A 16011-nucleotide genomic window follows, 5' to 3' on the forward strand; every position below is an offset into this window, starting at 1 on the left:
ACATGTTTACCTATCAAGTTGATAAAAGCCTTAGCTTGGCTTTACCTAATCCGCTCATTGATAGTGAGTCTATGTTTAATTTGATTGATGAAAGTCGCAAACAGTTAGAGCTATGGTTGCCATGGGTTTTTGCAATTCAAAGTATTGAAGATGAGAGAGCTGCCCTAGTAAGAAGACTAGAAAAATTTGGCTTAGCAACATCAATCAGTTTGATTATTGTTTATAAAGGAGAACAAGCTGGTTCAATTAGTTTTAATAGTTTCGAGAAATCTGATAATAGCACAGAAATCGGTTATTGGTTAGGAAATAAATTTGTAGGCAAAGGTATTATGCATCGTGCGCTAAAGGCAATGTGTCAGTTGGCTTTTGATGAATATCAAGTTAATAAGATAAAGGTATACGCTGCAATTGACAATCAAAGGAGTAATAAGGTAGCACAAAATGCGGGTTTTCATTTGGATGGGGTATTACGTGAGAATATCTTGTTAGCTGATGGTTATCATGATGAAAATTTATGGACATTGATAAAAAGTGAGTTGCAGGAGTGGTAAATTAGTCGTAGCGAGTAGGTTGAAAATTATGAGGGTATATAAACAAAACATTGAAAGATTAGCAATGTTTTTAAATAGTGAATATTTTTTAGCTCTAAAAAAACAAGACCCGAAAATTATAAATAATATTCTAAATTCTTTATATAAGGATCCTGATGCTGTTGATGAAGAATTATATGATATGTTGAGTAAAAAACATAATCTGGCTATTGGTAAAGACAAATGTAGCCTGATTCAAAACCTCAACGGTAAAGAAATAAGATTGGCAGCTGATATTATTTGTGGCTGGAAAGCGCTCCGAAATTTTGATGAACAAAATTTTTTAGTTAATTATGAATTAATCAGAAGTAGAATAGATTTACATTTTATTTGGCCAAAACATACATTACCAACAATAAATACTTTGAGATATAGTAGATATAAAGATAGGATAGATTATTTATTATACGATTTAAAATGTTATTTTACGGGTAAAGACACTCCAATGAGAAAGGCATATCAAAATAAAAGTACTAAAATATGGTTAATGCAATTTTCGAATTTCAAAGAGTTTATAGACAAATTGAAATTAAATAGATATGTTAATGATAATTATGAAGTATTGGATATCGGTACGCTGATGAACAACGTAGTTAAAGGCAACATCAGTGAATTGACAATCGCTATAAACGAATACACAAAATGTTTACTCACCCTAGTAAAATCGGGACGAATCTAATAAATTGCCATAAACATATTAAAAAAGCAAGTCAACGTGTTAAGTTAGCTTGCTTTTTTGAGTATTTTAATAATTTTTTCCAAGGGAAATGATTGGATTAGTGTCGCAATGATAATTAGTGCACCGCCAAGCAATGCAAAAATACTTAGATGTGTTCCTAAAAGAATAACTGTTAGAGCGGTTGCCACTAAAGGTTCAAATGCTCCAAGCATTCCGGTTGTACTTGAAGGAATGTAACGAATGCTTGCAAGAAAGAATAAATAGGCAAAAAGTGTTCCGCCAATGATAATGTATGCAATTAAACTCCATTCAAATATTGTGAGTTGGGGCCACGGAATAACAAAAAATACAGGTGCAAGGAATAAACCGCAAAAAAGCATTGAAACACCAGTGATTGGAAGAGTTTGATATTGTTTCATTAATTTTACGGGAATTACAACTTCCATCGCAGTGCAAAAAGCAGCAGCTAATCCCCAAACAATAGCATTAGCTGAAAGTGAAAGATGATCAATATGACCATTGGTAACAAGGATAATAGTTCCAAAAATTGCAACCAAAACAGAAACAACTTCAATTCTCTTTGGTAAAACATGTTTTACTAGCAGCATAAAACCAATAATGAAAAGTGGAGATAAAAATTGAATTACGGTGGCAGTTGATGCGTTACTGTATTGTACTGCCATGAAATAAGTGAACTGCGAACCACCAACACCAATAATGGAAAAAGGCAATAATTCTGGCCATGTTTTTTTATTTTGAAGCAGTGACTTCATTTCACCCTTAAATTTGAAATGTGACCATAAAGCTAGCAGAAAACCTGCACAAAGAAGACGCAAGGAGACAAGCCAAATTGAGTTGATTTGAGTGTGTTGATACAGATATTGTACGGCAACACCGGATGTTCCCCAAAAAGATGCACCAGTGATTGCTAAAATAATTCCGCGACGTTTATTCATAAGTAAGAATTTGCTCCATAAAAGATTGTATTGCATTTAGATTAGTAAAAGAAACAAAATGATTGTACATTATTTATCCTCCAAAGATTTGATTACCCATTACATTTTATAATAAAGTATTACGAAAATGAACATCAGTTTAAGTTAATTTATAGAATGAATTTGACTATAATTTAATTAGATTTTTTCAAATTAATTAGTATTAAAAAAATTAGCAATTTTGGCCTTATTATTGACAGATAGTCCATTGATTAAAAGAACAGAAGAACCTAGTCGTATGATAGAATTAGATGATAGTTGAAGTGATGAATTATATATCTTATCTGCAGAAAAATTTTATTTTAAATGAACTTAAATAGGACTGAATAGGCCTTTTAGCAAAAAATCGTGGAGTGATGAAAATGAATTCTAATTATATTAGGGAACTTGTGATTGACTGGAGTAAAATTGATGAGCAAAGTTATCTCAGAGATATTGAAGCTTTACGAGGTCAAACTAAAATTGAAATAAAAAAACCTGTAACCTTTTTTGTCGGGGAAAATGGTAGCGGAAAGTCAACCTTACTAGAGGCAATTGCAATCAAATACGGCTTTAATCCTGAAGGTGGCAGTAAGAATTATTCTTTTGCCACATATGATTCACATTCCGAACTTTTTAATGCGTTGCGGATTGGTAAAGGCGTTCGGCATGCTAAATGGGGATATTTTCTTCGTGCAGAGAGTTTTTATAATGTTGCTACAAAGGAAATGGAATATGCAGATATTTTGCATCCTTCCGAAAAATATCACGAAAAATCTCATGGTGAAGGATTCCTTGCATTGGCGCAAAAGCAATTCAAACCAAATGGCTTCTATCTTTTAGATGAACCAGAAGCAGCACTATCTCCGCAAAGACAATTGACACTTTTGGCATTGGTTAATCAATCAGTTATGCAAGGGTCACAATTTATTATTGTGTCACATTCACCGATTCTTTTAGGATATCCAGATGCACAGATTCTAGCTTTTGATGATGGAAAGGTGCATAATTGCAAATATGAAGAGACCAATAGTTTTCGAATAATGGAACTCTTTATCAATAATAGGGAACAAGTTTTGAATAAACTATTAGATTAATTTTAATCGGAGTGATGATTATGACTGAAAAAAACGATGAAAAAGTAAGCAAATTTTTAGACCAACTGAGTGTAGCATATGCGGACGAACAAATAAAAAAACAGCCAGATGCACAGCAATTTATTTTAGAAAGTGCACAAGAATTAGAGAAAACGCAAAACTGTGATTTGGTTGCAAGTAAATTGGTAAAAAAGATTGTAATGTATTATTGGCCACATAAAAATGATTTTCCTGAAGCATTGATTACGCTGCATAAACAGGTTAAGGGCTATGCGGTTAAGTATGATGCGATTGCGACGACTGCTTTGATAATGCCTATTTGGTTTTAATTAGTATAATCTCAAAATGTTACGGTTAAGAAAGGTTGGTTTGATGAATTTAAAAGCAGTAAAAAAAACAGGTGGAATTTGGATATTACTTATGGTGATATTTTTACTAATTCATTTTTTCTATATAATTGTGCAGATTAAGTCTGATAATCGTGTAATTGTGGATGATGCTTTATTGGTTGCATTATTTTTGTATTTGAATACAAGATTCTTTCATCTGAAGTTGCTTAACATAAAGAAATTATCACTTGGTGAGTTGTTAAGAATAAATAGTTTCCCACTTGTTTTATATTTCTTTTATATTGTGGCGATACTTCAGTACTTGCCTTTGACTAATTTTGCGAATTTCTTAGACTCCATTTTATTGGCACTTTCAGCAGCCGTTTTTGAGGAAATTTTTTTCCGTGGGCTTTTAATTAATAGCTTTTTAGCGAATGCATTGCAAAACTATCGTAGTTATTTACAAGCAATCTTATTCAGTAGCTTTTTGTTTGGTGTAACACATATGATCAATCTTTTTGGGCAATCATTGTCGGCGACCTTATTGCAAGCAACCAATGCATTTGCGATTGGAATGATGTTGGGTGCAATTTATTTGCGCACGGGGAATTTGGCATGGACCATTTTATTTCATTTCATGTTAGATTTCACTGGAATTTTAGTCAGTGGAACGATCATAACTGCAACACCAACATCTCAAAAAACGGTTGCTGTTTTGATAATTGATGTACTGTATATTGCTTTGGGTTTACTTTTAAGCAGAAAATCGCAAATTTTAAAGCAAAGGTTGTAAGGGTAAGGAAAGAGGGATTCTGATGAGAATTAATATGTTGGAAGTCTTGTTAGTGCTAATTGTTGCTACAAAACTAACTGCTTTTCATATCACACATAATTTTGGAATTATGCTGTTTTTTATTACATTTATTGTCGGAATTTACGGATATATCAAAGAAAAAGCTAATAATGAAAGAATGTTCGGTGCTGAACCAATCAAGAAAAATAAAAAGAAAGCAATTTATTTTTCGAGCGATGACAACAGACAACAAGCTAATTATTATGAAGATATTGTAACAGAACATCTTGCTCAAGAAAGTGTCAAAGAGCATTATAGGCATCAAGAAGAGATGGAAGAAATTCAAGAAGATCCGCAAAGTATACACAGAAGTGAACAGCTTGAATATCATAATGATTTTAATGACGAACGCTACAATGATGATTACGGTGATGATTATCATGATGGATACTATGATGACTCAAATGGTGACAACTACTAACAAATACTAAGTTTGATTAATGTTTTGGAAAAATGATGAGTTGAACCACAATCTGATTATTCTACAATTATTTTAAACCCATACCCGCGAATATGTTGTTTTAGTAGATTCAAATAATCATTAGCAGTATCACTAAGTTCAATTTTTTTGTGCTTTAAATAACCAAGTGTCATATTGTCAGTGACATCTAGTGGAATTGCAACGATCTTTTCATCATTGAGCTCGCTACTAATAATGCCAGAACTGATTGTGTAACCATTCAGTCCTACCATTAAGTTGAAAATTGTGGCACGATCACTAATTTGAATCCATTTTTTATGTTTTAATGTGCTCAGAATTTCTTCTGAAAAATAAAATGAATTAGTATCACCTTGCTCATAAGAGAGATATGTATAATCTTCTAAGTCGGCAAGAGTGATACTTTTTTTATTCGTTAGAGGATTATCACGGCCAACAAAAACATGTGGGTGTGCGACAAATAAAGGAACAAATTCAAGGCCTTTTTCAGCAATCAAACGTGTTAGAACAGTTCGATTAAAGTCATTAAGATAGATTACCCCAAGCTCGCTTCTAAAAGTTTGAATGTCATTTAAAACATTTTCTGTTTGTGTCTCTCGGAGAGTAAAGTTATACTCATCTTCACCAATTTTTTTAACTAGTTCAACAAATGCATGTACAACAAATGCGTAGTGTTGGCCAGAAACGCTAAATACTTGTTTACGAACTGCATCTTTACCAAAACGTTCATTTAATAGACTAACCTGATCAAGAATACTACGAGAATAATTAATGAATTCCCGGCCTTCAGCTGTTAATGTGATTCCCAATTTACTACGATAAAAAAGTTGAATTTTGTATTCTTTTTCAAGTTCTTTCATTGCTTGCGATAGTGAGGGCTGGCTGATAAATAGCTGTTTCGCTGCTTCATTCATTGAACCGGTCTCAGCAATTTTTTCAAGATAATGTAATTGTTGGATGCGCATAAGTCTTCTCCTTATTGTTATAGGTAATGCCTATTATATCATTAAATAAAAAAGTATTATCTAACAATGAATAACTTTGTTAAACTGTATCCAATGAAAAAAATAGGAGGTTGGACAATGACAGTTGATAAATTCCAATTAGTGGGTTCATTATTAAGGACACCAGAATTACTTGAATATAAGAATAGAATTGAACACCGAGATGACATAAAATATCCATTCTATAGTGACTTCGCAGGTTACAAAGAAACAGAGTCTAAAGCAATCAGTAAGGTAATTCAGTCACAAATTGAACATAATCTGAGTGTAATTACCGATGGTGAATATTCAAAATCAATGTGGCATCTTGACTTCATCTGGGGATTCAAGGGAATCGAACGATATATTGCTGATCATGGATATACATTTAAAGATCATGATGACAGTGTTTTTGAAACTCGTAAAGATATTGGCATCAAAATTACTGAACCATTATCTGGTAAAAATCATCATTTTATTGATATTTTTAAAGAAATTAAGGAACAAGCTCAAGGCAGAACAGTTAAAACTACTGTATGGGGGGCAGCACATGCGGTTACTGAATTATCTGTCTTTGATGGCCTTTTTGGTGAAAATCAAGTTTACAAAACAAAAACAGACTTAAAAGATGGTGTAATCAAAGCCTATAAAGAGTTTTTAGATGACTATAAAGCTGCAGGTGGAGAAATTGTTCAATTTGATGATTGTTTGTGGGAACTTTTTGCTGATGACAATGAGAGTAGTTTCTTTTCCGATGGTGTGCATGGATTAGAAGATCTAGCAGATGAATTTGTTGCAATCAATAATGCAGTTGTCGATTATGGTCACAAGTTAGGTTTGAAAATCTGGACACATAATTGTCGTGGTAATTATGAGAGTCGCCATGCCGCAGGTGGTTCATATAATGCAATTGCAGAGAAATTTTTACGTGATCAACACTATGATCGTTTCTTCCTAGAATGGGATGACGATCGGGCAGGGGATATTTCGGCACTTGAAGTTTTACGCAACAAAAAAAATGTTGAAGTTGTTTTAGGATTGCTTTCAAGTAAGACGAATACATTGGATGATGAGGAGCGTGTCTACCGTTTATTGGATAAGGCTAGCAAAATTATCTCTAAGGAGCGTTTGTTTATTTCACATCAATGCGGTTTTGCATCATGTGACTCGGGTAATGAATTGACGATTTCACAACAATGGGCCAAAATTACACAAGGACAAGAAATCGCTAAGAATTTTTGGAGTACCGCAGTAGTCGATTAAGTAGCATAAAAAATTAAGAACTCAACCAATTTTAGGTGGGTTCTTGTTTTTTTGTTGCAGATAAGATAATTGATTATAATTAGTGAATAATAAAAATTAAGTATATAAGAGGAGGGCTCGATGAAAATAGTAATTATCGGTAATTGCGGAAGTGGTAAATCAACTTTGGCTAAGCAACTTAGGACACAGCTAAATTATCCATTATTACAGCTTGATAATTTATGGCATCAAACAAATTATTCGGCTGAAGCAAAAAAGTGGTTTATTCAAGAACAAACTAGTTTTATGCAACAAGGTAGTTGGATTATAGACGGAAATTATCGTTCAACAATGAGTTTACGCCTTCAACAAGCAGATGTAATTATATGGTTGAAGGTAAATAAAGTTAGAGCTATTTTACGAATTATCAAGCGTTCATTGTTATTTAGGATAAACAAGAAAACACGGCCAGAAATGCCAAATCAATTTAGAGAACATTTTGATCGCGAATACTTGGACTTTTTGAAGTTTGTGTTTTCTTATGACGAAAAAAAGGTTCTTGAATTAATTAAAGCTAATAAAAAAAAGCAAAGCACTTTATTGATTATTAAAAAACAAGCAGATAAGAAAAAAATTGCCAGTTTGATAATGAAGAAGGAAAGTGTTTTACTTCAGTAACCTGAATAAATTAGTTTGATTGCTAGATTATCTATGTATAGCTAATTTCATAAAGTAATAGTAAGAATGTTGGTTTGTGTAAATATATTTTTGACAATTTTAATTGACAATTTGTAAAATATATTTTACATTTATTTAGGGGGTGATTCAGATGAATGTAATTATAAGTTGGATAATTAATATTTTGCTAGGAATTGTTATCATTAGTATACTTTCGATATTTGTTGGAAAAAATCCGGTGACAGATAAGAAAGTCGAAGAACTTGAACTGGTTATTAGAACGCGAGCGATAGTATATTCATGGATTTGGCTAATGATAACTTTTGCTTTTGACTTGATTACTAGGATATTTAAAAATAATGGCGGATATTCATCACAATGGGATTCGTTATTTTATATCTTGCTTGCTGTGATAATTTACGGTGTTACATATCTAATTAATAAAAGGAAGTATGCTTAGTGCGCAATAAGATATATGAATACCGAGTCCTTAGACGATTGTCACAACAACAACTTGCTGACTTGTGTCAAGTATCGCGCCAGACAATTAATGCAGTTGAAAAAGGAAAGTATGCTCCGTCACTAGAACTAGCCTTTAGACTGGCAAAGGTTTTTCAAACAACGGTGGATGAATTGTTTCAATATGATGGTATATAAATAAAAAGATGTTGGATAGAAGGTAATTTTCAATCCAACATCTTTTTATTTGTAAACATCTGATTTTTATATCTATCATAGGAATTTTAAGGGGTAGTAAATTCAATAATTTAATTCTGATAAGAGTTTGAATTTTAGCTAATTGTCTTAATAATAATCCTTAATTTCTTATGATTGATAGACTTTATCTAGGATTTTCATAACTTTGATAGTATTTGGGCTTTTGGGCTGCAACTGGGTGCTCAGTGAGCCATGCTTGTATTTGCCTTCCTAGATTTATAGCCATAGGTTTAGATGCAGCAATCTGAGCTTTGGTAATTTGATTTACATGTACTCCTGTAGTAATTGTACAGTTACCAGGTAAACAAGGCTGGATGATACCAGCAATATGTTCACCAATATAGTTATCTTTGTGTTTTCGTCCATCATGACTTGGAAATGCAAAACTATATGGAGCATCATTTTTTGTCAATGTTACTACACCACCAATATGAGGATTGGTTCCGCCTGTAACAACAATTAATAAATCTTCACCAATTATGGTTAAATTTGCTGAGATTGTATAATTTTCTTGAGTTACGTTAAATATTGGCATATTTAAACATCTCCCCAACGTTTAGCATCTACCTGTTTAATTCCAAATGCATCAAGGATCTTCATTGTTTCATGATCTACCAAATCTTGGATTGTTTTTGGACTATTATAAAAGGCAGGGATTGGCGGAATAACTTGAACCCCTAATCTAGCTAATTTAGTCAAGTTTTCAAGATGAATAGCACTTAATGGAGTTTCGCGAGGAACTATGATAAGTTTTCGCTGCTCTTTTAATGTAACATCGGCAGCACGTGTCACAAGATCTTCACCAAATCCACATGCAATACTTGCAATTGTTTTCATGCTTGCTGGAATAATTACCATGCCATCATGTAAGAATGAACCACTTGCAATATTGGCGCTTTGATCGCGATAACTGTAGGTGTAATCAGATAATGCATTGAACTGCTCTAAGGTATACGATTCTAATTCCAAGTTTTTTTTACCCCAAGCACTTATGACAACGTGAGTTTCAACATCAAGATTTGATAATTTTTTCAAAAGATCGTATGCATAAATTATACCTGAGGCTCCTGTTATGCCGACTACAATCCTTTTCATTCTGGATCACCATCTGTTTGTAAATATTTTTTCCAATCAGCGACTTCCATGAATTTGGCACGTTCAAATTGATCCTTCATATCAAATGGAACAGTTCCATCAATTATTAATTTTGATGACATACCTTGAGTTCGAATGGATTTTGGATCGTATGCCGGACGTTCTGATGGGTCAAGTGGATGATTACGCATTCCAGGAAGCACTAGGATATCCTGATCAGCTTGGAATCTTGTGTTAATCGTCCACATTACATCATTCATATCAAAAATATCCACATCTTCATCTACCAAAATAACGGTCTTTAGTTCTTTAAAGGAAGAAAATGCTAGTAGGGCGGCTTGTCGTTGAATACCTTCATCAGCTTCATTTTCTTTTCGTATTTGCATAATAGTCATGAGCTTGCCACCGCCTGCGGGTGGATTATAAACGTTAAGCACTTTGCCTGGAATCGCACGATTAACTAAGTCTAAAATGCTAGCCTCAGTTGAAATTCCAGCCATGCTAACATGTTCTTCAGATGGCCCAATAACACTTTGCATGATAGGGTGTTTTCGATGAGTTACAGCCGTGACTTTTATAACTTGAACAGCGGGATTAGCGGTACCATTGTATCCTGGGAATTCAGGCATAGCTTTACCAGTGTTCGTGTTGATGTCTTCTTGAATTCGCTCGTTTGGCATAATATAGCCTTCCAAAGTAAATTCAGAACGTGCAATTGCATTTTCATCTACTGTTAATGCCTTGGTCAGACCTACTGCTTCTTGTCTAATAGCCCCTGCAACTCCTAGTTCGTTGTAACCTAAGGGTGTTGTGGGTGGTTCGAATGTGCAGCCAATTGTAATGGCAGGATCTAAACCGATGTTAATTGTGACAGGCATAGGTTTATTTTGTTTTTCGTATTCTTCGGCGAAAGCCCCGAGATGACGACCACCAGGCATAATATAAATTCCTAATTTATCTTTATCTTCTATAACCATCCGGTGAATAGTGACGTCAGACATAGTTTTATCAATATTTGAGCCTAGGACCACACCTACAGTAATATATGGGCCTGCATCTTCTGGGGTATTTGTTGGTGCAGCTACTAATTTGCGAATATCAAAATCCGGGTCAGTTGCTTTATGTACAACTTCATGCGCAGGAGCATCTTCTACCATAATTGGTGGAATAGGGGTTGAAACAGCATTGTTTAGGAATTTGCCTAAAGTGCGATAATCATTATGAAATATTGCTCCAACTCGTTTGCGACTTGCCATTAAACCGATTAGGACCCTAGTATCAGGGAATCCTTCGATATTATTAAACATCATGGCAGGACCTTCTTGTGTTGGACGCATAACTGTTCCTCCAGCACCAATGTAACGATAAACACCAGATAATTCAGCATCTGGGTTTACAGCAATATTTGTTTCATGGTATTGACCTTTTTGTTCTTTTAGTTCAGCTAATACTTTACGTAAATCATACGGGCTAGCCATCATTTTGCTCCTCCTATATTTAATTGGTTTTCTTCTATCAATATAAATTGATTTATACTAGCAAACCAATCAAATTTCGACTAACATTATGCTAATATGGAATAATAGCAGGAGGGGTTTTATGAATATTGAAGATCTTTATAACTTTATGATTCTTTACCGTACCCGTAATATTTCTGATGCGGCTACACAGTTAAATATTACACAATCGGCGTTGTCTAAACGATTAAAGAATATGCAAGATGAGCTGCAAGTACAGTTGTTTTCAACTAGAAATAAACGTCAATTAACGATGCTTGATAGCGGGGAGGTTTTTTTTAGATACGCGCAGTCAATAGTAACCCAATATGAGACAATGAAAGGCGAACTGCAAGATTATCAGAAATTACAACGTGGCTTTCTTAAAGTCGGATGTATTCCAGTTGTTGAACAATATAGTCTAGCAATTAAAATGCGCAATTTTATGAATGAGTTTCCCAAAATTGATATTGCTTTTTCAGAATTTGAAGGTGAGACTTTATTGGAGAAATTAAGTACTGGCAAAATTGATGTTGGAATTTTACGCGACATACAAGGAAAGCAGTTAAATGATTCGCAATTTGAGTTTGTAGATTTAACCGATGATGAACTTTTTGTTGTATTAGATAAAAATCATCCTTTAGCCAAAAAAGATGTGCTGAGAATTCAAGATCTGAAAGATGTAGATATTGTTACGCTAAATCCAGGTTCAGGGGTTTATGAATTAATCCTTAATAGCTATAAAAAAGAAAAAATTAGCACGAATGTCCGCTTTGTCTCTCCACATATCGAATCGTTACTGGCGACAATCCTAAATACTAATGAAGTAACTTTGTTATTTTCCAAATCTGTAAAGCCTTTTATGACATCAGATTTCGTCATGCGACCGCTAATCCCCTCAGTTATTAGTCATCTCCAGTTAGTTTATCCTAGAGGTGATGCTTCACTTTTAAGAAAAAGTTTTATAAATTATTTCACTGGAGTTAATATGAAAATGTGATAGGATAATTATTCTTCTTTGATAACAATAGAGGTAGTAAGTTAGTGATTTTTGTTGAAAGTCGCTTTTTTGTTTCAACTGTAAAAAATAGCTTCAAATTTCTTGATTTGGTAAAGAAAGAAGAGAAGATTTTTCCGTTTGATGATGTTGGATATTTAATTTTCGAAAATTCTAATAGTTATTTTTCAAAAAAAGGTTGAACGTTTTTTGGAGTATGATATAGAAATCCTTTTTTGTGATTCAAAACATTCTCCTGTTGCTATGATTTTCTCAGTATATGGACAAAATTAAAGATTGAAAAAGTTAAAAGTCAACGGAAATTGTCGAGTAAAGCGCATTGTATTTGTTACCAGATGAAGTTAATGATGGACAACTTACGATACTTGGTTCAGAAGGACTTAGAACAATTAGACGACCACAATTGCTATTTTTTTAATTTTAAAGGACACAAAAATAAATTCACAAAAGGTTTTTTAATTGATAGTATATAAGATATAAATATTAAGATGAAGAAATGAGAGTTAAGCGAATCCAAAATTTTTGTAAAATCGTGATGACGGTTCTTAAAAGATAGATAAAAAATGGGGGAAATAAATTAGGATGAATGAACTTCGTTTTGAAAGTGAATTGATTCAATACATAACAAGTGGCACAATTACTAGACCGGAGCATCTTGAAGGAATTAGTAATTCTAACATTAATGAAAATACTGTTGATTACGTTGTTAAGACAAAGTTGTGGAAGTTCGAAAAGGACATTAAGACAACAGATCAATTATGGAATAATTTTAAATTGATATTGGAACAACATAACCAAGATAAGCTAAGTCAACCTCTATCAATAACTGAATTCAATCAAGTTAAGAAGATTATTTCAAGTTTACAAACTCCGTATGAAGCTGGACAGTTTCTCTATGGATTAAATGGAGTTTCACAAGTTGAAGTTGATCTAGATGAAGGTCAACATGTCTTTTTGACTGTATTTGATCAAAAACAAATTGGGGCAGGGAACACTATCTATCAGGTTGTTAACCAAATTGAACGTTCACCTGTAATTACGGGTAAACAAAATCGACGTTTTGATACAACATTATTAATCAATGGGTTGCCAATTATTCAGATTGAAGAAAAACGGGATACGCATGATGTGAATGAGGCATTGAATCAGATGCACCAGTATATTGGTGAAAATCAGTACCGCGATATTTTTTCAACTTTACAAATTTTGGTGGCAATTACTCCAAATAATGTAAAGTATATGGCAAATACAACTTATGAAAAATTCAATAAAGATTTTGCATTTAATTGGCAACGAAAGAGTGATAATAGTATTGTACGAAATTGGAAAGAATTTGCAGATTCGATGTTATCTATTCCAATGGCACACCAAATGGCAACTAATTATATGATTTTGGATGGTACAAAAAACAAGCAAATGTTAAAAGTAATGCGTCCTTATCAAGTATATGCAACGCAAAATGTCATTGAGAACTTGAAAAAGGTCGACTTTGAGCTTGGAACTAATAAAGTTGGTTATATCTGGCATACAACTGGTTCAGGTAAAACTATTACAAGTTTTAAAACAGCTTGGCTAGCAAGTCGAATGCCTAAAGTTGCTAAAGTTGTCTTTGTTGTCGATCGAATTGCTCTGACTAAACAGACCTTTGAGAATTATAAAGCCTATGATCCTGACGCTGGTGAGGATTCAATTGGTAGTAGTGTGCAAGACACTAAGAAGACAACCGAATTAAGTCGACAATTGAAAAGTAAGGATAATAACATTATTGTTACTTCTGTTCAAAAACTTGATACATTAGTAAAACGCAAAAATTTCAAGTCTCCAGATAAAAATATTGTTTTTATTGTGGATGAGGCACATCGCTCAACTGGGGGAGCTTCATTTGATAATATTCAAAAAGCTTTTAAAAAATCTGCATGGGTCGGTTATACTGGAACACCGATGTTCGATGAAACGACTAAGGGACTTAGGACTGAGGACATCTTTGGGCAACTACTTCATGCGTATACTATTCGTGAAGCAATTGCTGATCGTAATGTTCTTGGATTTAAAGTTGATTTTGAAACAACTATTGATGAACAACATATGAGAGAAGAATATCTGCCAAGTTTTTATCGTAAACGCTATCCGAAATGGACTGATCAGCAAGTTCAGGACAAAGTATCTAATTTGTCTCAATCAGACATGGATGATGCTGTTGAACCAAGTTTCTATGATGAAAATCCTAAACACGTGCAAATTGTAGTGGAAGATATTTTTAAGAATTGGCGGAACCGTTCAATTGAAGGCAAGTATAATGCCTTGTTTACAACACATGTGGGTGGTGGTAAGGCAAGTACACCAATGGCTATGATGTATTTCAATGAGTTTCAACGAGTTAATGATCTTAATCGAAAAAATGGTGGCCAAATTCTCAAAGTAGCGGTCACATTTAGTCAGAACACATCAAATAATGATAATATGATAACTACAAATCAGGGATTACACGAGGCAATAACCGTATATAATAATGAATTTGGTACATCATTTGGGATGGATGATGTTTCTGGTTATACCCAAGATGTTACATCACGATTGAACAAATCAGCAATAGACGGTAAGTTCCTAGATATTGTGATTGTTGTAGATCAGCTACTAACAGGTTTTGATGCACCAGAGCTTAATACACTTTATGTTGATCGGACGCTAAAGGGAGCAGGACTTATTCAGGCCTATTCACGTAGTAATCGTATTGCGGACATGCAATCTAAGCCATGGGGAAGAATTGTTAATTATCGTTGGCCAACTCAAAATGAAAAACTAATGAATCAAGCACTGGCAGTTTACGCTAATAAAGACTCTGCTTTACTTACTGATGAAGAACGTAGTCACCAAAATGTTGCAGATGGAATCACAGCACCTAGCTTTGAAGATACATTCCAAAAAATGAAAGAAACAGTATCCAAAATTGCTAGTCTAACCAATGAATTTCAGCAATTACCTCCCTCAGAAAAACAAAAAGATTTTATGCTTGATATGTTAAGAGATTACAATACTGGAATGGCAAAACTTAAACAGTATAAGCCGGAAGAAGTTAACGGGCAACCAGTTGGGTTTAATTATGATAGTCCAGATGAACTAGTTGAGCAATTAGGAATGACTTCTGAACAAGAAGTAATGCTGACTACAGTACTTACAAATGAACTGAAAGACCATATTTCTAAAAAAAGAAAGATTCCACTATATCAAATTGACTTAAAAATGACACATGTAAAAGATGTCAAGATTGATTATGATTATTTGACTGAATTGGTTGAAAAACTATTGAATCAAGTTCATGAAGGAAATAATGAAGAAGCAAAGGCAACACAAGAAAAAATCCGACAATTCGCTAATGGACTAGATGATCGTAATTATGCAACGAAGATTGTTAATGCGGCGTTAGCAATTATTAAGGGGCATTTTCCATTGCCAGAGTCTAATTTTAAGTATCCAGCAAATTTGGAAGACAGTGAATTAATTATTCAGCAAGCTAATAATGTAAGCATAGATCGTTTATTCCTTGATTTTCGTAATAAGTGGGGAATTACAGACGTTATTACCAGTGCGCAGATGCGTGTAATGTTTAGCCACCATCGCTATGAGCAACAAGATTTGGATGATACTGGACAAATTCGAGAAATTATCGCACAAGCAAGTGCTAGGTATAAAGAATTGGCGCTAGATGAAACTGTCCAAAAATTAACTAAGATCAAGTATCGTAATGCGTTGCGAGAAGCTATCTATGAGGTAGCTGATGAAATGGTGGGCAGCTAGATAAGCTAATTAATTTTAAAAAGTTG

Annotated in this window: 18 protein-coding genes; 13 read left to right on the forward strand and 5 right to left on the reverse strand. The window is 33.7% G+C overall.

Annotated features, from left to right (window positions below; genetic code table 11):
* The first annotated feature begins 2 nt into the window (after window positions 1-2).
* Window positions 3-551, forward strand: coding sequence for a GNAT family N-acetyltransferase (locus FC80_RS08405; protein WP_057829690.1), 549 nt, complete (start codon window positions 3-5; stop codon window positions 549-551).
* 28 nt (window positions 552-579) lie between these two features.
* Window positions 580-1269 carry a DUF6994 family protein gene (locus tag FC80_RS08410; RefSeq protein WP_057829691.1) on the forward strand — a complete coding sequence of 230 codons (690 nt, stop codon included), beginning with the start codon at window positions 580-582 and terminating at the stop codon, window positions 1267-1269.
* Between the two features lie 44 nt (window positions 1270-1313).
* Here FC80_RS08410 and FC80_RS08415 read toward each other — a convergent pair whose 3' ends face one another.
* Window positions 1314-2225 carry a DMT family transporter gene (locus FC80_RS08415; protein WP_057829692.1) on the reverse strand — a complete coding sequence of 304 codons (912 nt, stop codon included), beginning with the start codon at window positions 2223-2225 and terminating at the stop codon, window positions 1314-1316.
* Window positions 2226-2626: 401 nt separating this feature from the next.
* On the opposite strand from FC80_RS08415, the gene FC80_RS08420 reads away from it, so the two are divergent.
* Genes FC80_RS08420 through FC80_RS08435 form a run of 4 tightly spaced genes read left to right on the forward strand, consistent with a single transcriptional unit; the run spans window position 2627 to window position 4943 of the window.
* A complete protein-coding gene (locus tag FC80_RS08420) occupies window positions 2627-3340 on the forward strand; it encodes an AAA family ATPase (RefSeq protein ID WP_057829693.1) in 714 nt (237 codons plus the stop codon).
* 20 nt (window positions 3341-3360) lie between these two features.
* Window positions 3361-3669: a bacteriocin immunity protein gene (locus FC80_RS08425; RefSeq protein ID WP_057829694.1), complete on the forward strand. Its 309-nt coding sequence runs from the start codon at window positions 3361-3363 to the stop codon at window positions 3667-3669.
* A 43-nt stretch (window positions 3670-3712) separates the two neighbouring features.
* Entirely contained in the window at window positions 3713-4462 is a 750-nt protein-coding gene (locus tag FC80_RS08430; RefSeq protein WP_057829695.1) for a CPBP family intramembrane glutamic endopeptidase, read from the forward strand.
* Between the two features lie 22 nt (window positions 4463-4484).
* On the forward strand, window positions 4485-4943 hold the full coding sequence (locus FC80_RS08435) for a hypothetical protein (protein ID WP_057829696.1): 459 nt from the start codon (window positions 4485-4487) through the stop codon (window positions 4941-4943).
* A gap of 56 nt (window positions 4944-4999) precedes the next feature.
* Here the strand turns inward: FC80_RS08435 and FC80_RS08440 are convergent, their stop codons facing one another.
* Window positions 5000-5926: a LysR family transcriptional regulator gene (locus FC80_RS08440; protein ID WP_057829697.1), complete on the reverse strand. Its 927-nt coding sequence runs from the start codon at window positions 5924-5926 to the stop codon at window positions 5000-5002.
* A gap of 117 nt (window positions 5927-6043) precedes the next feature.
* Between FC80_RS08440 and FC80_RS08445 the strand changes: the two genes are divergently transcribed.
* From FC80_RS08445 to FC80_RS08460, 4 genes are all read left to right on the forward strand, one after another.
* The gene (locus FC80_RS08445; RefSeq protein ID WP_057829698.1) at window positions 6044-7207 is read left to right on the forward strand and encodes a cobalamin-independent methionine synthase II family protein; all 1164 of its coding nucleotides are present in this window, start codon (window positions 6044-6046) and stop codon (window positions 7205-7207) included.
* A gap of 120 nt (window positions 7208-7327) precedes the next feature.
* Entirely contained in the window at window positions 7328-7864 is a 537-nt protein-coding gene (locus tag FC80_RS08450; protein ID WP_057829699.1) for a P-loop NTPase family protein, read from the forward strand.
* Window positions 7865-8015: 151 nt separating this feature from the next.
* The gene (locus FC80_RS08455; protein ID WP_057829700.1) at window positions 8016-8324 is read left to right on the forward strand and encodes a hypothetical protein; all 309 of its coding nucleotides are present in this window, start codon (window positions 8016-8018) and stop codon (window positions 8322-8324) included.
* Entirely contained in the window at window positions 8324-8521 is a 198-nt protein-coding gene (locus FC80_RS08460) for a helix-turn-helix transcriptional regulator (RefSeq protein ID WP_057829701.1), read from the forward strand. The genes FC80_RS08455 and FC80_RS08460 overlap by 1 nt, the downstream gene beginning before the upstream one ends.
* A 184-nt stretch (window positions 8522-8705) precedes the next feature.
* Here FC80_RS08460 and lpdD read toward each other — a convergent pair whose 3' ends face one another.
* From lpdD to FC80_RS08475, 3 genes are read right to left on the reverse strand one after another with little or no spacing between them, the layout of a single operon-like run.
* Window positions 8706-9116, reverse strand: a complete 411-nt coding sequence (gene lpdD, locus FC80_RS08465; RefSeq protein ID WP_057829702.1) for a prenylated flavin chaperone LpdD — start codon at window positions 9114-9116, stop codon at window positions 8706-8708.
* 2 nt (window positions 9117-9118) lie between these two features.
* Window positions 9119-9676 carry a UbiX family flavin prenyltransferase gene (locus FC80_RS08470; protein WP_057829703.1) on the reverse strand — a complete coding sequence of 186 codons (558 nt, stop codon included), beginning with the start codon at window positions 9674-9676 and terminating at the stop codon, window positions 9119-9121.
* Window positions 9673-11157, reverse strand: coding sequence for a UbiD family decarboxylase (locus FC80_RS08475; RefSeq protein ID WP_057829704.1), 1485 nt, complete (start codon window positions 11155-11157; stop codon window positions 9673-9675). Before FC80_RS08475 ends, FC80_RS08470 begins: the two co-directional genes overlap by 4 nt.
* Window positions 11158-11275: 118 nt before the next feature.
* Here FC80_RS08475 and FC80_RS08480 point away from each other — a divergent pair, with 118 nt between their 5' ends.
* The 3 genes from FC80_RS08480 to FC80_RS08485 all read left to right on the forward strand — a co-directional run bounded on the left by FC80_RS08480 (window position 11276) and on the right by FC80_RS08485 (window position 15985).
* On the forward strand, window positions 11276-12172 hold the full coding sequence (locus FC80_RS08480; RefSeq protein ID WP_057829705.1) for a LysR family transcriptional regulator: 897 nt from the start codon (window positions 11276-11278) through the stop codon (window positions 12170-12172).
* Between the two features lie 44 nt (window positions 12173-12216).
* The gene (locus FC80_RS09515) at window positions 12217-12372 is read left to right on the forward strand and encodes a hypothetical protein (protein ID WP_157055610.1); all 156 of its coding nucleotides are present in this window, start codon (window positions 12217-12219) and stop codon (window positions 12370-12372) included.
* 400 nt (window positions 12373-12772) lie between these two features.
* Window positions 12773-15985 (forward strand): type I restriction endonuclease subunit R, encoded by a 3213-nt coding sequence (locus FC80_RS08485; protein WP_057829706.1) that lies wholly within the window; start codon window positions 12773-12775, stop codon window positions 15983-15985.
* Window positions 15986-16011 lie beyond the last annotated feature (26 nt).

The organism is Liquorilactobacillus cacaonum DSM 21116 (assembly GCF_001436735.1).
Classification (GTDB): Bacteria; Bacillota; Bacilli; order Lactobacillales; family Lactobacillaceae; genus Liquorilactobacillus; species Liquorilactobacillus cacaonum.

Excerpts from the sequence above, each read along its gene's own strand:
- FC80_RS08405 (WP_057829690.1), top strand. The coding sequence starts at position 3 with ATGTTTACCTATCAAGTTGATAAAAGCCTTAGCTTGGCTTTACCTAAT.
- FC80_RS08410 (WP_057829691.1), top strand. The coding sequence starts at position 580 with ATGAGGGTATATAAACAAAACATTGAAAGATTAGCAATGTTTTTAAAT.
- FC80_RS08415 (WP_057829692.1), bottom strand. The coding sequence starts at position 2,225 with ATGAATAAACGTCGCGGAATTATTTTAGCAATCACTGGTGCATCTTTT.
- FC80_RS08420 (WP_057829693.1), top strand. The coding sequence starts at position 2,627 with ATGAATTCTAATTATATTAGGGAACTTGTGATTGACTGGAGTAAAATT.
- FC80_RS08425 (WP_057829694.1), top strand. The coding sequence starts at position 3,361 with ATGACTGAAAAAAACGATGAAAAAGTAAGCAAATTTTTAGACCAACTG.
- FC80_RS08430 (WP_057829695.1), top strand. The coding sequence starts at position 3,713 with ATGAATTTAAAAGCAGTAAAAAAAACAGGTGGAATTTGGATATTACTT.
- FC80_RS08435 (WP_057829696.1), top strand. The coding sequence starts at position 4,485 with ATGAGAATTAATATGTTGGAAGTCTTGTTAGTGCTAATTGTTGCTACA.
- FC80_RS08440 (WP_057829697.1), bottom strand. The coding sequence starts at position 5,926 with ATGCGCATCCAACAATTACATTATCTTGAAAAAATTGCTGAGACCGGT.
- FC80_RS08445 (WP_057829698.1), top strand. The coding sequence starts at position 6,044 with ATGACAGTTGATAAATTCCAATTAGTGGGTTCATTATTAAGGACACCA.
- FC80_RS08450 (WP_057829699.1), top strand. The coding sequence starts at position 7,328 with ATGAAAATAGTAATTATCGGTAATTGCGGAAGTGGTAAATCAACTTTG.
- FC80_RS08455 (WP_057829700.1), top strand. The coding sequence starts at position 8,016 with ATGAATGTAATTATAAGTTGGATAATTAATATTTTGCTAGGAATTGTT.
- lpdD (WP_057829702.1), bottom strand. The coding sequence starts at position 9,116 with ATGCCAATATTTAACGTAACTCAAGAAAATTATACAATCTCAGCAAAT.
- FC80_RS08470 (WP_057829703.1), bottom strand. The coding sequence starts at position 9,676 with ATGAAAAGGATTGTAGTCGGCATAACAGGAGCCTCAGGTATAATTTAT.
- FC80_RS08475 (WP_057829704.1), bottom strand. The coding sequence starts at position 11,157 with ATGATGGCTAGCCCGTATGATTTACGTAAAGTATTAGCTGAACTAAAA.
- FC80_RS08480 (WP_057829705.1), top strand. The coding sequence starts at position 11,276 with ATGAATATTGAAGATCTTTATAACTTTATGATTCTTTACCGTACCCGT.
- FC80_RS08485 (WP_057829706.1), top strand. The coding sequence starts at position 12,773 with ATGAATGAACTTCGTTTTGAAAGTGAATTGATTCAATACATAACAAGT.